Origin of the sequence: Halobellus sp. Atlit-38R, assembly GCF_003665925.1 — an archaeon.
Lineage (GTDB): Archaea > Halobacteriota > Halobacteria > Halobacteriales > Haloferacaceae > Haloquadratum > Haloquadratum inordinatus.
The window spans coordinates 15,167-30,187 of sequence record NZ_QXIJ01000014.1; the positions used below are offsets into that span (position 1 = coordinate 15,167).

The following is a 15,021-nucleotide window of genomic DNA, read 5'->3' on the forward strand; positions in this document are numbered from 1 at the left end:
TAGCAAGGATGGCCGATCCGACCACGACCCGCAGGCGCCTGCTCGAACTCGGCGGGACCGCGATACTGGCCGCGTTCGCGGGCTGTAACACGGCGGCTCCGCGTACGGGGACCGAAACGCCAGCCGGCACGACGTCGTCGGAGACGCCGGAAGCTGAGACGGCGACCGAAACGGCGACCGCGACCGAGACAGCGACGAGCCCCTACACTCGCGTGTATCGCCAGGTCAGCGACTCGGTCGTGCTGGTGCGCACCGACACCGGGCAGGGAAGCGGGTTCGTCGCCCGCCCCTCGTACGTCGTCACTAACGCGCACGTCGTCGACGATGCCGCGACGGCAGAGATCAGATTCAGCGGCGGCCGGTGGAGCCGGGGAGAGATCGTCGGCACGGACCCCCACAGCGACCTGGCAGTGATCGCGCTCCCGGAGTCGGCGCCGGACGTCGAGGCGCTCTCGTTCGCCGCGGAGCCCGCCGTCGTCGGCCAGGAGGTCGTCGCGATCGGCAATCCGTTCGATCTCGACGGCTCCGTCACGGCCGGGATCGTCAGCGGCACTGATCGGTGGATCCCGGCCCCGACGGGGTCGCGCATCCCGGATGCGATCCAGACCGACGCGGCCGTCAACCCGGGGAACAGCGGCGGGCCGCTCGTCTCGCTCGACGGCCGGGTGGTCGCCGTGATCAGCTCCGGCGGCGGCGAGAACATCGCGTTCGGTATCTCGGCCGCTCTCGCTCGTCGGGTCGTGCCGGCGCTCATAGCGGACGGCCGCTTCGAGCATCCATACATCGGTGTCACGCTGCTCGGCCTGACGCCCGATCTGGCTCGCGCCAACGGGATGGCGACGCCCCGCGGGGTCCTCGTGACCGCGGTCGACGAGGACGGCCCCGCCGCGGGCGTCGTTCGCGGCGGTACCGAAATCCGCGTCGTTGACGGGCGGCGCGTGCGAGTCGGCGGCGACGTGCTCCTAGCGATCGACGGCGAGCGGATCCAGACGACCGAGGACCTCGGGAGCTACCTCGCACTCCAGACGCGTCCGGGCGACACGGTCGAACTGACACTGCTCCGCGACGGGACCGAACTGACAGTCGAGGTCGAACTCGGGGCGCGACCCGCCTGAGTCGCTGTCGTCGCCGCGTTCGTGCTGTATTGCGCCCGTATCTGTTCCGTGTCGTCGTCCGCGCTCGTGGCGCTGTCTGGCGCCGCGGGCGCACGGCCGGCGTGTCCTTTATATCGCCCCCTCGACTACGACGGAGTATATGCCCCAGTGCGAGATGTGCGGCAAGGAACGGCCGTCCCTGACGACGGTCAAGGTCGAAGGGGCCGAACTCGAACTGTGCGACGACTGCAAGGAGTTCGGCACCGAGGTCCGCACTGAGTCGAGTTCCTCTCAGTCGACGAAGTACTCGACGTCGAGTTCCTCAGGCGAGTCGTCGGGGTCCTCCAGCGCGTCGAGCACGTCCTCGTCTGCCGGCGGCGGGTCGTCCGGCGGCTCCAGCCGACGGCGACGCGATATGTTCGACGATATGGACGAGATCGCTTCGGACTACGACCGCCGGATCCGCGAGGCGCGCGAAGACCGCGGACTGAGTCAGGAAGACCTCGCGCAGTCGCTCAACGAGAAGGCGAGCCTCATCCGCAAACTCGAACGCGGCGACATTCTCCCCTCCGACGAGGTACAGAAGAAACTCGAACGCAAACTCGAAATCTCGCTCGTCGAAGGCGGCGACGGCGAGGACAGCGAGTGGTCTGGCGGTTCGTCGACGACCACGACGCTCGGCGACGTCGTCAAGCGCAAGGACTGACGCGGCTCTGTCTCGGTTTTGCGCTTTCATCCCTGAGCGACGCGACATCTCAGACCCAGAGGCAGCACGTGAGGAGCAACCTATTTTGTGTCGTGGGGCCCAGGAGGGAACGTGTTCATCTTAGTCAATCTCAAAGCCTATCCCTGTGACCCCATCGAGGTCGCGACCGCCGCGCGCGACGTTTCGGAGGCCTCCGGCGTCCGAATCGCCGTCTCTCCGCAAGCGGCCGACATCGCCCGCGTCGCAGACACCGGCGTCGAGACGTGGGCCCAGCACGTCGATCCGAACGGTTACGGGAGCCACACCGGTAGCACACTCGCCGAGTCCGTCGCCAATGCCGGCGCGGTCGGCACGCTCATCAACCACTCCGAAAAGCGGCTGAAACTCGCGGACATCGACGCCGCCGTCCGCGCGGCCGAGCGCGCTGGCCTGGAAACGTGCGTCTGTGCGAACAACCCCGCGCAGATCGGTGCCGCGGCCGCGCTCGCACCCGACAGCGTCGCCGTCGAACCGCCGGAACTGATCGGCGGCGACGTCTCGGTGGCGACGGCCGATCCCGAAATCGTCGAGGACGCCGTCGCCGCCGCCGGGAACGTCGACGAGGCGGTCGACGTCTACTGCGGCGCGGGCATCTCTTCCGGCGAGGACGTCGCGACCGCGGGCGACCTGGGCGCGTCCGGAATCCTCCTCGCTTCGGGCGTTGCGAAGGCGGACGACCCACGCGCGGCGCTCGAAGCCCTCGTCGAACCGCTGTAAGACCCGCACAGACCCTCATTCGGTAATTCTGATGACACTGAGACAGTTCCTCGACGCGATCGAGTCGCCGGAGCGGTCCCTCGTCGTGCTCGATCGAAACGCCCCGGAGCCAGTTCAACGAATGCTGGAGAAGACGTTCGCGGACCAGCCGATCGATGTCGACGAGGGCGATCTCGACGACGAAGGTGAGGACGTGGTCTTGATCGTCGAAGACGGGACTGTCGTCGCCAGGTCGTCGCTCCGGGACCTCCAGGACGCGATCCTGTTGGTCAACTCCGACCTCTTCGTCACCGGCGCACGGCAGTTAGCGGACGTCGAACTTCCAGCCGTCCTGCAGGAGCTAGATGAGATCCCCTTCTTCCTTCGGGGTTACCCCGAATCGCACTCCGAAAAGCTGCTGTTGATCTTGGTTTCCCGACACATCGAACAGACCGCGTGGGAGCAGCAGTCGGGGACGCTGCGCGCGTCGTTTCAATCTCTCTCGCGGATCGAAGACGAGATCGGAACGCACCAGGTCTACCGGCGGCTGGACGACTCCCCAGTCGACGTCCACGTCTACGGCACGCCGGGATGGGAACCGTCGCCGCAGTCGACGATCACGATTCACGCGGGATACGAACAGGACTTTCTGGAATCGTGGTTCGTCGTCTACACGCCGCCGGCGGGCGGCGACGAACACGTCGCGCTGCTCGCGCTCGAAGAAAGCCCAAACGAGTGGACCGGATTCTGGACGTACCGGCCGTCGCTGGTGACGGACATCAACGAGTACATCGTCCGTCAGTTGTGACCAAGGTGGCGGACTCTCCGCTCGTAGTGGTTATCGCAGTTGTTCATCGATGCTCGCCGAACGGCCTGGTGAGCGCCGATGCGGACTCCCGACATTCAGTATCAGTCGTCGCCGGCTTCGACGTCCCTGTCCTCTCCGTTTACAGTGGCCTCGCCTGCTGCTTGCTCAGACGTTCCGGGGCGGAACGCGGCTTCGACGGCCGTGACGACCTCCCGTAGCTCTTCGTCGTCGAGCCGGTCGGCGAACTCCTGGCGCACGAGGTCCGGGAGGGCGTACGCGTAGCGGCCGCGCCCGACGTGTTCGACGAACCCCGCGCGACGGAGCGGCCGGTTGCGACTGTAAGCGAGTTGCTTGTCACCGACCTCGCCGGCGGCGACGTGGGCGTCGACCGGATCACAGGCGTCGATCTCGCGGTAGAACGCGAGCATCCGTCGGGACGCCGGCGGCAACGACGACACGACGTTCCGCAAGCGTTCGATGACGTCTGCTCGCCCGGTCAGCATCGCCGTCCCCTCGTGAGCGCGCTCAGGTGCCGTGTCGGCGTCCGTCGACGGTTGGATGTCGACGTCGCCGTCGGCGCCGACGTCGGCGTCGAGTCCCGGGTACGCGCCGGCGGCGGCCGCTGTGACGGCCTCCTCTTGCTCTTGGCTGGCGTCAGCCGTGGCAGTCGTGGGCGCCTCCTCGGTCCCGCCGTCGCTCGACGCCCCGGCTCGTTCCCCTTCGTCGTACTGATCAAGCGCGGCTTGCTGGTCCTCCGACCGGGCCAGGTTCCGGCCGTCGCCGCCGCGGTACGGCGCTTCGGCCGTCTGGAACATCGCTTGCGCGAACTGGTCGGCCATCTGTGAGAGGTCTTTCGCCTCTTCGAGTTCGCGTTCGAGCTGTCGGATCTTCGCTTCTTTCTTCTCTAACTCCTGTTTGAGATCGGCGATCTCACTTTCGCGGCGGGCTTTCTCGTCGGAGATGTCCTGCAGTTCGGAGACGAGGTCGCCGTCGACGGACTTCAGGTCCGGGCGCTCGAAGTCGTCGAGACCGGGCGTCGCTCCCGCGTCGAACGTCTGCTTCTTGTGGAATTTGACCCGCCGAAGCGACTCCGACCAGTCGGTGACGAGGAACGCCTCGCCGTCGTCCATCTCCTCGATCGCGTCCGCGTACTCCGAGCCGAGGATCCGCCCGACGACTTTCGTGTCGTTGTTCCAGGTCAGGCGGTGCCAGACGAGCCAGTCGCACTGGGTGATGAAGTCTTTCTTGACGTCGGCGGGGCGCTGGGAGATGCCGACGATCCCGAGGCCGTGCTTCCGGCCGCGCTTGCCGATCTTGATGAGCATCTTCCCCGCCTCGGTCATCCCGCCGCCCTCGGGGATGTACTCGTGGCACTCCTCGACGAGCATCAGGAAGGGCTTCTTGAGTTTCTTCTCTTTCGCGAACAGTTTCTTCGCGACCTCCGTCAGCAACTCTTGAGCCTCGTCCTCGTCGAGGTAGCCGGAGACGTCGAGGATGATCGGGACGTTCTGTTCGAGCGCGAGATTCGCGAGCTTTTCGGCGTGCTCTGGGCTGACGACGATGTCGCACTCGTCGTCGGCGCCCGCGTGCAGTAACTCGAACTGCTCTTTGAGGCCGTAGTACTCGCCGTCGGTGTCGACGATGAGCACTGGAAAGTTGTTCGAGAGCAGATTCTCGATCATCACGGACGCCGTGTTCGACTTTCCGGACCCGGATTTGCCCGTGATGAACCCTCGCCCGGTGAGGATATCGACGACTGGTAGCTCGACGGACGTCCCCGGTTCGTGGTCGCCGTCGCCACCCGGCCCCGCGCTGACGTTCGCGACGGCGATCGTCTCCGTATCCTCGGTCATCTATCGGGTGCTCGCCCTCGCGGGGCATAGTTCCTTCCCCGTGCGGCGACGACGCTGGCCGCTCGGCGATGCGCACCTCCCCGACTACTCGCCGGGATCGAACTGATCCAGCGACGATTGGCCGTCGCCGTAGCCTGGTCCCTCGGAGACGCCGCGTCCGTCGGGGCGGGTCTCGGCACCGACCTCGCTGTCGGTGTCGCCGTCGACGCTGCCGTCGACGTCGGCGGCCGCTGATCCGGCCCCCTCCCACCCGTCGAGTTGGGACTGTTCGCCGTCCGCGAAGGAGAGATTCGAGACGCGGACGCCGACCTTGCGGGTGTCGTCGTCGTCGAACTCCGCGAGCAACTCTAAGGCGACCTCCTCGACGAGCGCGGGGTCGTCGACCGGACCGGGCAGCGACCGCTCGCGGGTGTTGACGTCGTACGGCGGCACGACCACTTTGATTCCGATCGTACGGTACGTCGCGCCGCGGTTGCGAGCGCGTGCAGCGACGTCGGCCGCGAGCGCCGTCACCGTCTCGCGCTTTCGTTCGTCGTCGTCGGTCGCTTCCGAGAAGGCCGACTCCCGAGAGAGGCTCTTGGGTCGGCCGGTCGGCGTGACCTCGCGGTCGTCGATGCCGCGGGCGCGGTCGTGGAGTTCCGGCCCGCGCGAACCGAACGCGTCCCGGAGCGCGGTCGGATCGGCCTCGGCGAGGTCGCCCGCGGTCTCGACGCCCATCGTCGCGAGTCGGTCCGCCGTCACGGGGCCGACGCCGTGGACGGCGTCGACCGAGAGCGGGGCCAGGAAATCGCGGACAGTCCCGGGTTCGACGACGACGAGACCGTTCGGTTTGTCGTGATCGGAGGCGATCTTCGCGGCGGACATATTCGGCGCGACGCCGACGCTCGCGGGAACGCCGACCTCGCGGGCGATCCGCTGTTTCACGTGTCGTGCGTAGCCCTCCGCGAGCGTCCGGTCGCCGTCCGGGGCGCGCTGCCAGGCGGTTCGGTCGGTCACGTCGAGGTACGCCTCGTCGATGCTGACCTCCCGGACGACGTCTGCGCACTCGTGAAGGATCTCTTTGACCGACGCTGCAACCGAGCGGTAGAACTCCAGGTCGACCGGCCGGTAGTAGCCGACCGCTTCGGAATCGGTGTCGCTGAGGGCTGTCTCGCCGGTGGGGGCCGCCTCGCCGGCAGTGGCCACCTCGCCGGCATCGTCGCTGTCTCTTTCTTGGCTCTCGGCGCGCGGGAGTCGATCGAGCGCCTGTGAGATCGGTTGGGCGCTCTCGACGCCGTATTCGCGGGCCTCGTAGCTCGCGGTGGCGACCGCTCCGAACGTCTCGCCGCGCTCGTAGCCCATCCCGACGACGACAGGCTCGCCTCGCAACAGGGGTTCGCGAAGGCGCTCACAGGAGGCATAAAAGCAGTCCATATCCACGTGGAGAACGATCCGCGATGGATCGCGCTCTGTGACGCCCGGCAGGGTTTCGCCGCTCATCGGCGCCCCCGGACGGCCGGCACGCTGCGCGGAGTGCGCTCGGTCCGTCGGAAGCGGGAGCGGTCGGAAGCCATCACGGTCTTTCGCCCGTCGTGAAACGAACGTCGGGACGTAGACGGCGAGCGCACTATAGCGTTCTCAAAGCGGAGTGAAAGTAGAGCGGATAGAGGGCGCGTCGCGGTCGCGACGCTTGGAATCCTCGACGCGCGTCGCTGCAGCGGGCGGTCAGTCGAGTTACTTCAGCCGTTCCTGCAGGAACGAGGGGTGTGCCGCCGTGATCCCTTCGATCGAGAGCACCTGCTCGGAGATGACTTCGCCGAGTGCGTCGCCGTCGGGCGCACGAACTTCGGCCATCAGCATATGATCGCCAGAGGAGGTGTACAGCGACTCGACGGCATCGAGAGCTTTGAGTTCGCGCGTCGCTTCGACGTACCGCTCGGAGGCGACGTCGAGGCCCACGAGAGCGATAGACGTCTCCGAGAGTTTCTTCGGGTCGACGTCGGCCGAGTAGCCGACGATGATTCCCTCCTCCTCCATCTTCCGGATGTACTTTCGAACCGTCGGCTTCGAGACGTCCGCCCGCTCTGCGATCTCAGCGTACGACGCTTGGGCGTCGTCCTCGAGAACGTCGAGGATCCGGCCCTCCGTCGAGGTAGTCTCCATACCGGTATGTTTCGGTTGCCGGAAAAAATACCTTCCGAATAGAAAAACCGAACTCTCAACGCCGAAACACCCCCGAAACGGGGCGCGTGAGCCGTCGATACCGCCGATTCAGCGCTGTTACTTGTGCTTGTCGAGGAACGTGTCGTAGACGCGTTCCCACTCGTAGTCGTCGTCGAAGTATCGCTCTGCGAGCGGTTCTTCGGGGATCTCACCGATGCGCTGTTTCTCCTGCTGGTAGGACGGGCGGTCCTCGTCGACGTAGTACCGGCCCGTGAGGACGGTGCCCTCGTGGAGCACGTTTTCGGTCTCGAACATCATCTCGGACGCTTCCGAGCGGTCGGTGTTGTCGAACTCGTAGTCGTCGGACTCGTTGACGTCGATGTAGGGGACGTACTGCTTTGCGTCCTTGTTCCAGGTCGGACACTGAGTGAGGAAGTCGACGTGGGAGAACCCGTCGTGTTCGATCGCCTCGACGATGATGTCTTTCGCCTGGTTGGGGTTGACTGCGGCCGTCCGGGCGACGTACGATGCGCCGGCGTTCAGCGACATCGACAGCGGCCGGATCGGGTCCTTCGCGGACCCGTGCGGCTGGGTCTTCGATTTGTGGCCCTTCGGCGACGTTGGCGACGTCTGGCCCTTCGTCAGCCCGAAGATCTCGTTGTTGAACACGATGTAGGTGATGTCGTGGTTCTCACGAGCGGTGTGCATGAAGTGGTTGCCACCGATGCCGTAGCCGTCGCCGTCGCCGCCGGCCGCGACGACCGTCAGGCCGGGATTGGCGAGTTTGGCCGCGCGCGCGATCGGGAGCGATCGGCCGTGGATCGTGTGGAAGCCGTAGCTGTCGAAGTAACTGTTCAGTTTGCCCGAGCAGCCGATGCCGGTGGAGACGAGCATCTCCTCGGGGGAGAGGCCCAGTTCGGCCGCCGCGCCCTTCAGGGCCTTCAGGACCCCGAAGTCGCCACAGCCGGGACACCAGGTAGGCTGCGGTTCGAGGCCGGGCGTGTACTCGTTACGGTCGTGTTCGGCGTGTTCGCCGATTGCACTGAATGCGCTCATAGTTAATCACTCGCTGCGGGGACGAACTTGGTCTCGTGGCCGGGCAGCGTCCCGTCCTCGACGATGCTGGTGACGAACCCGTCGACGATCTCGGCGGGCTCGAAGGGGTTGCCGTTGTACTTCAGGAGACTCGAGAGCTTCTCGCCGTAGCGACCGAGTTCCTTCTGGGTCAGGCCGCGGAACTGCGCGGAGGCGTTCATCTCGACGACGAGCACCTCGTCGACGCTCTCGACGAACTCGGTGACTTCTTCGATCGGGTACGGCGCCATCTCGGAGACACCGAGCATCTTCACCGAGTGGCCGTCGTCGTTCAGTCGGTCGACGGCCTCCTCGACGGTGCCCTGCTGGGAGCCGAACGTCATAATGCCGTATTCGGCTTCCTCAGGCCCGTAGTGGGTGTTCGTCTCCTCGTCGGCGTCGAGGTCGGCGCGGATGGCTTCCATCTTCTCCATCCGTCGGTCGACCTGATTGACGCGGTTGTCGGGGTCCTCTGCGATGTGCCCGGCGGGCATATGCTCGTTCCCGGTCGCGAGGTAGCGGCCGCCCTTCTGGCCCGGAATGGACCGGGGGCTGACGCCGTCCTCGACGTCGTGCTGGAAGCGGTTGTACTTCCCGGAGGGGTCGTGCGGTGCGTCGACCAGTTCCTCCTCGGTGATGACAGAGCCGAGGTCCGCGTTCGGCTCCTCGTCGAAGACGCTTGCAGACACGTTCTGAAGCTCGCCGCCGTTCTTCTGGTCGTAGAGGACGATCGACGGGATCTGGTACTCGTAGGCGATCTGGAACGCGCGTCGCGTCTGCTTGTACGCCTCCGCGGCGTCAGACGGCGCGAAGACGACGCGGTGGGAGTCGCCCTGCGAGGTGTAGAGGACGTGTTCGAGGTCGGCCTGTTCGGGCTTCGTCGGCATCCCGGTCGAGGGACCGGCACGCATCGCTTCGACGAGGACAACCGGCGTCTCGGTCATCTCGGCGAGGCCGAGCGGTTCGGACATCAGCGCGAAGCCGCCGCCCGACGATCCGGACATCGCCTTCACGCCGGCGTGTGAGGCACCGAGTGCCAGCGCCGCCGCCGCGATTTCGTCTTCGACCTGCTCGGAGATGCCGCCGACCTCGGGGAGGTTCTGCGACATAATGGTGAAGACCTCGGTCCACGGCGTCATCGGGTAGCCAGCGATGAAGCGACATCCCTCGTCGAGTGCGCCGTAGGCGATGGCGTCCGAGCCGGAGATGAGGACCTGCTCCTCGTCGTGTTCGCCCTCCGGAACCGACACGTCGGGTGCGTCGGCGTCGTACTCTTCGAGCACAGTCTCGTAGGCGTCGTCGAAGACGGCCATATTCGGCTCGAAGATCTTCTCGGGCATCGTGTCGTCCATCAGGCTCTTGATGACTTCGGGTTCGATGCCGGCGATGGCGCAGGTGACGGCGACGCCCGCGGTGTTCCGCATCACTTCGCGGCCGTGCTCGCGGGCGATCGTGCGGAGGTCGATGTCGTAGACGTGCCAGCCGTTCTCCTCGACGCGCTCGTCGAAGTTCGGGATGTCGTCGGTGTCGAGCAGTCCGGAGTCGTAGACGATGACGCCGCCGTCGTTGAGTTCGTCGAGGTTCTCCGAGAGCGGCTTGACCTCCTCGTTGCCGTAGTATGCGTTCTCCTGGGGGTTCCGAGCGAAGGAGTCGCCCAGTGCCAAGAGGAAGTTGTACCCGTCACCGCGCGATTTCACGGTGTCCGCGGAGACGCGGACTTCCGTATAGGTGTGGCCACCACGGATGCGCGACGGGTAGTGACGATGCGTGAATACGTGCAGGCCCGCTCGCATCAGGGCCTTCGCGAAATTCTGGCTCGTCGAGGCGATCCCGTCGCCGGAACCACCCGCGATTCGCCAGATGAGTTCGTCGTCAGTCATATCTGAGCTCACGGCCCGTGTGGGCCACTACCGAAAACTTTCGGAAGGAATCGATTAAAGCCTTTGCTATAAGTTACCAAGGAAAGATGATGATGGACCTAATATGTGAACGTTTAGCACGCTAGTCGGCAAAATAACTGGACGTTCACAACCGTTTTGCAAAAAGACCCAGCAATTATTTGTTATTCTCGTCGCTCGCCCGCTAGACCGTCACTCGTTGTCGGGGATTGAGGGGTGATACTCGGTGTCGTATTCGCCCGGCTGATCGTCGAGCCGATCGGGGTTCATCCGGCCGCTGAGCAGCATAAAGTCGAGTATCGTGAGATTCAGCATCGCCTCGACGACCGGGACGGCACGCGGCGGCAGGACGGGGTCGTGACGGCCGACGACCTGGATGTCTTTCTCCTCTCCGGTCTCCCAGTCGACCGTCTTCTGCTCTTTCGGGATCGAGGTCGGGGCGTGCCAGGTGACCTCGCCGTAGATCGGCTGGCCGGTCGTGATGCCGCCCTGGAGGCCACCGTGTTTGTTGCCCTCGGGCACCGGGTCGCCGTTCTCGTCGAACTCCCAGTCCTCGTTGCGGTCTTTGCCGGTCCACTCGCGGGCTTCCGTCCCGAGACCGAACTCGAACGCCGTCGTCGCCGGAATCGACATCATCGCCTGCCCGAGCCGGGAGGGGAACGAGTCGAATCGCGGCGCGCCCAGGCCTCGCGGGACGCCGCGCGCCTCGAAGTAGATCGACCCGCCGATCGAGTCGCCCTCGGTCTGGTACTCGTCGATCAGGTCGCGCATCTCTTCTGCGGTCTCGGGGTCCGCACAGCGAACCTCGTTCTCTTCTGTGTGTTCGAGCATCTCCTCGAACGACACCGCCGGCGCCTCGATGTCGCCGATCTGGTTCACGTGCGCTTTGACCTGTACGTCCTGCGTTTCGAGGAGTTTCTTCGCGACCGCGCCGGCCGCGACCCAGTTCACCGTCTCGCGCGCCGACGAGCGGCCACCGCCGCCCCAGTTGCGCGTGCCGAACTTCGCCGAGTAGGTGAAGTCGCCGTGGCTCGGCCGCGGCGCCGTGACGTAGGGCTCGTACTTGCCCGATCGGGCGTCCTTGTTCTCGATGACCATCCCGATCGGCGTCCCCGTCGTGTAGCCGTCCTGGACGCCGGAGTTGATCACGACCGCGTCGGGTTCGCCCCGTGAAGTCGTGATCATAGACTGTCCCGGCTTGCGCCGGTCGAGTTCGGCCTGCACGTCGTCTTCGTCGAGTTCGAGCCCTGCCGGACAGCCCGAGACAGTCACGCCCATCGCATCGCCGTGGCTCTCGCCGTAGGTGGTGACCTGGAAGAGCCGGCCGAATCGGTTCCCGTTCATTACCTCGCCGTCGTGGTTCCGGCCATATATACGTTGCAGAAAGGCGCAATCGCCGGGCGGGGGAACGAATATACTTCCGGGCGACGAAGCGTAACGCACGGAATTTTTCGGAGCACCGTATGGACCACATCGAATACGCATACACCCTCGGAATGGACGACGCGGCGGTCGAAGAGCGACTGGGGACGACAGGGACGGGCGTCCTCTCACTCGCTGACGGCGACGACAGCTACGCCATCCCGCTGGCACACTACTACGACGGCGACGGGCTCTACTTCCGCCTCGGAGTCACAGATGGCAGCCGGAAGCAGGAACTCCTCGAGAGGACAGACACCGCGTGCTACGTCCTCTACGGGACGGAGGATACTGACGATCCGCGGGGTATCGAGACCTGGAGCATCCTCGTGACCGGCCACCTCACCGAACTCCCGGAGTCCGAGCACGAGCGGTTCGACACCGCCGAGATAAACGAGCAGTTCTCGCCGATCCGCGTGTTCGACGAGGACATCGACGAGATGGAGATCGTCATCGTCGAACTCGAAATCGAGTCGATCACCGGACGCCACACGCCGGAGGCTTGATCCGAGCGGAATCTCGCCGGGCTACTCGGCCCGCTCGACGGCGACGCCGAGCGACGCCATCGCGTCGAAGAAGTTCGGGAACGACACGTCGACGTGCTCACCGCCCTCGATGACGGTGTCGCCGTCGGCGACGAGACCCGCGACGGCCAGCGACATCACGATCCGGTGGTCGCCGCGACCGTCGACGCGCGCGCCGACGAGGTCACTCTCGCCGCCGTGGATCGTCAGTCGGTCCTGCTCCTCTGTCACCGACGCGCCCATCTTGCCGAGTTCTGCGGCCATCGCGCTCACGCGATCGGTCTCTTTGTAGCGGACGTGCTCGCAGTTCTCGATGACGGTGTCGCCGTCGGCGATCGCGCCGAGCGCAGCGATCGTCGGCAGGAGGTCCGGCGTGTCGCCGACGTCCACGGCGGTCCCCGACAGCGACGCGCGCGAGATCGCGATTTCGCCCGCCTCGCGGTCCCACTCGATGTCTGCGCCCATCGCGTCGAGGACGTCGACGATGGCGCTGTCGCCCTGTGCGCTCGGGCGCGCGCCCTCGACGACGACCGTCTCACCGTCGGCGGCGGCGACGGCCCCGGCCGCGAGGAGGTACGACATCGACGAGAAGTCGCCGGGGACGGCGTACTCGCCGCCCGCAGGGTCGTAAGACTGCCCACCCGGCACCGCGAACCCGTCCTCGGTCCGTTCGGCCTCGACGCCGAAGTCCGCGAGCACTTCGAGCGTGATGTCGACGTACGGCGCGGACTTCAGCTCCGTTTCCAGTTCCACGTCGATGCCCTCGTCGGTGACGGCGCCGGCCATCAGGAGCGCCGTGATGTACTGCGAGGAGACGTCGCCGGGGATCGAGACACTCCCCCCGGGCGTGTTGCCGCCGACGACGAGCGGCGCCTGGCCGTTGCCGCGGGTCGATTCCGCGCGCCCGCCGAGCTGTTGGATCGCGTCGAGCAGCGGTCCCTGCGGGCGCGAGCGGAGGGACTCGTCGCCGGTGAAGACGCAGAGCCCGTCGGCGAGCGCGCCGCAGGCCGTGACGAGTCGCGTCGTCGTCCCCGAGTTCGCGCAGTCGATCACGTCGTCGGGGACCTCGGGACGACCGTCGAACCCCGAGACGGCGAGCTCGGCGTCGTCGTCTGCGCGGTCGACCGTGCCGCCGAACGCTTCGACCGCCCGCATCGTCGCGCGGGTGTCGGCGCTCACGAGCGGGTCTGTGACGACCGCGTCGTCGCCGTAGCCGGCGGCGAGGATCGCCCGGTGCGTGTAACTCTTCGAGGGCGGCGCGCGCACGCGTCCCTCGACGCGCGACTGCGAGATGGTGACGTCCATACGGGTCGTTCTCGCTGGCGTGGGTATGATACTTACTGTCGAGTGGGCGGGGGTTTATACCAGAAGACGCGGCCAGCGCTCCCGTGACGTAACGACGACCCCGCGCCGGTCAGCGGTTGCCCGGCACGTCGGTGCGGGAGCGGAGGTGCCGGCTGTTCGCTCTATTTCTCAGAGGGATTATCGTCACTGTTCGGAGATTCTCGCCGTACCGTCCGGCGAGACATCTATGGAGACGTACGATAACCCCTATCACCGCACGGAATCGAAAGGGCTGCGTTGCGGTTATCGACGGAGCGCCAGGAGTGCGGCGGCCGCGAGCGCGACAACTGACACCGAGAGACCGAATCCGGGGGCGTCGGTCGACGTCGTCGCGGGCGCGTCAGTCTCGGCCGTCGTTGTCGTTGTCTCTGCCGCGGTCGTCGGCGACTCCGTAGCCGACGTCTCCGCCTGGCTCTGGAGCGTCTGGTATTCCTCGTAGGCGTCGGGATGAACCGCTTCGAGAATCGTCTCCGCCGCGAGAACCGAACGGGGCGCGGGCTGCTGGAGGTAGTTCGTGTTCACGCGGACGACGTTCCCCTCCTGGATCGCGGTCGTGCTGTTGTACGCTTCGTTCTCGGGGACCGGACTGCCTTCGGGGGCCACGATCCACTGGGGGTCGAGATCAACGACCGTCTCGTCGTTGATCATCTGAAAGCCCGTGATGCCGGCTTCTGCAGCTCCGTTCCGCACACCGGCGCTCTCCATCACGTCGCCGATGAACGTGTTCGCCCCCGAGGTGTAGCCGTGGAAGACGTTGAGCGCGAGCGGCCGGTCCTCGCCTTCGAGCGCCTGCTCCATCAGCGCGATCGACTGCCGCATCTCGTCGGCGCGTTCGACACCCCCCTCGCAGTTTCCGGTGAGGCGTCCGATGCGTTCGGTCTTGTTAGCCACGGCTGCCAGCGACGTCGGCTGTCCGAACACGAACACCGGCACGCCCTGTTCGCGGATCTGTTCGACGCGATCGGCTGCGAAGCCGTAGGTGCTGTTCGGCACCAAGACGAGGTCCGGATCGGCGGCGAGCACCTTCTCGACGCTCGGCCCGCCTGCGCCAGAGACGTTGACGCGGTCGCCCGCTCCGGCCCCTTCGAGATAGGTTGCGTACTGTGAGAACCCGACGACTTCGTCTCGGGCACCGATTTCCCACATCGTCTGCGCGGCGCTCGGGTTGAGCGTCACGATCCGTTCGGGGTCGGCATCGAGCGTCACCTCGGTCCCGGTCGCGTCGGTTGCCGTGTACGGGAACGAACAGGTCACAGACGGCCCTGTGTGCGATGCGTCGCCGACAGCGGTGGGAGTCGCGCCCGCAGCGACACCCGACGCCGGCCCGACGGCCGCGAGGACGAGTAGCACTGCGAGTACGAGCACGCGGAATTGCATACCCTAGCCAGACCGCCGTTGCAACAAGTATTTGCCTAATCCAAGTG

General features: G+C 66.0%; 13 protein-coding genes. 5 read left to right on the forward strand and 8 right to left on the reverse strand.

All coding sequences use genetic code 11. The features are described 5' to 3' along the window. Positions 1–8: 8 nt before the first annotated feature. From D3D02_RS15190 to D3D02_RS15205, 4 genes are all read left to right on the forward strand, one after another. The gene (locus tag D3D02_RS15190; RefSeq protein WP_121570842.1) at positions 9–1,115 is read left to right on the forward strand and encodes a S1C family serine protease; all 1,107 of its coding nucleotides are present in this window, start codon (positions 9–11) and stop codon (positions 1,113–1,115) included. A 139-nt stretch (positions 1,116–1,254) separates the two neighbouring features. Then, on the forward strand, positions 1,255–1,800 hold the full coding sequence (locus D3D02_RS15195) for a multiprotein bridging factor aMBF1 (protein ID WP_121570843.1): 546 nt from the start codon (positions 1,255–1,257) through the stop codon (positions 1,798–1,800). Positions 1,801–1,911: 111 nt separating this feature from the next. Further along, on the forward strand, positions 1,912–2,556 hold the full coding sequence (tpiA, locus tag D3D02_RS15200) for a triose-phosphate isomerase (protein WP_121570844.1): 645 nt from the start codon (positions 1,912–1,914) through the stop codon (positions 2,554–2,556). Between the two features lie 31 nt (positions 2,557–2,587). Further along, positions 2,588–3,343 carry a DICT sensory domain-containing protein gene (locus D3D02_RS15205; RefSeq protein WP_121570845.1) on the forward strand — a complete coding sequence of 252 codons (756 nt, stop codon included), beginning with the start codon at positions 2,588–2,590 and terminating at the stop codon, positions 3,341–3,343. Between the two features lie 101 nt (positions 3,344–3,444). On the opposite strand, the gene D3D02_RS15210 is transcribed toward D3D02_RS15205, so the two are convergent. The 6 genes from D3D02_RS15210 to aroC form a co-directional block, all read right to left on the reverse strand. Then, the gene (locus D3D02_RS15210; protein ID WP_121570846.1) at positions 3,445–5,196 is read right to left on the reverse strand and encodes an ATP-binding protein; all 1,752 of its coding nucleotides are present in this window, start codon (positions 5,194–5,196) and stop codon (positions 3,445–3,447) included. A gap of 84 nt (positions 5,197–5,280) precedes the next feature. After that, positions 5,281–6,675, reverse strand: coding sequence for a DNA polymerase IV (locus D3D02_RS15215; RefSeq protein WP_121570847.1), 1,395 nt, complete (start codon positions 6,673–6,675; stop codon positions 5,281–5,283). Between the two features lie 234 nt (positions 6,676–6,909). Then, positions 6,910–7,338 (reverse strand): HTH-type transcriptional regulator LrpA1, encoded by a 429-nt coding sequence (lrpA1, locus tag D3D02_RS15220; protein WP_121570848.1) that lies wholly within the window; start codon positions 7,336–7,338, stop codon positions 6,910–6,912. 117 nt (positions 7,339–7,455) lie between these two features. After that, a complete protein-coding gene (locus tag D3D02_RS15225; protein ID WP_121570849.1) occupies positions 7,456–8,394 on the reverse strand; it encodes a thiamine pyrophosphate-dependent enzyme in 939 nt (312 codons plus the stop codon). Between the two features lie 2 nt (positions 8,395–8,396). Continuing rightward, on the reverse strand, positions 8,397–10,292 hold the full coding sequence (locus tag D3D02_RS15230; protein WP_121570850.1) for a 2-oxoacid:acceptor oxidoreductase subunit alpha: 1,896 nt from the start codon (positions 10,290–10,292) through the stop codon (positions 8,397–8,399). A gap of 210 nt (positions 10,293–10,502) precedes the next feature. Then, positions 10,503–11,654: a chorismate synthase gene (aroC, locus tag D3D02_RS15235; protein ID WP_121570851.1), complete on the reverse strand. Its 1,152-nt coding sequence runs from the start codon at positions 11,652–11,654 to the stop codon at positions 10,503–10,505. Between the two features lie 119 nt (positions 11,655–11,773). Between aroC and D3D02_RS15240 the strand changes: the two genes are divergently transcribed. Beyond that, positions 11,774–12,235 (forward strand): pyridoxamine 5'-phosphate oxidase family protein, encoded by a 462-nt coding sequence (locus D3D02_RS15240; RefSeq protein ID WP_121570852.1) that lies wholly within the window; start codon positions 11,774–11,776, stop codon positions 12,233–12,235. Positions 12,236–12,256: 21 nt separating this feature from the next. Here D3D02_RS15240 and aroA read toward each other — a convergent pair whose 3' ends face one another. Both aroA and D3D02_RS15250 read right to left on the reverse strand, forming a co-directional pair. Next, a complete protein-coding gene (aroA, locus tag D3D02_RS15245) occupies positions 12,257–13,558 on the reverse strand; it encodes a 3-phosphoshikimate 1-carboxyvinyltransferase (protein ID WP_121570853.1) in 1,302 nt (433 codons plus the stop codon). A gap of 282 nt (positions 13,559–13,840) precedes the next feature. Then, positions 13,841–14,974 carry a PGF-CTERM-anchored ABC transporter substrate-binding protein gene (locus D3D02_RS15250; protein ID WP_121570854.1) on the reverse strand — a complete coding sequence of 378 codons (1,134 nt, stop codon included), beginning with the start codon at positions 14,972–14,974 and terminating at the stop codon, positions 13,841–13,843. Between the last annotated feature and the right edge of the window lie 47 nt (positions 14,975–15,021).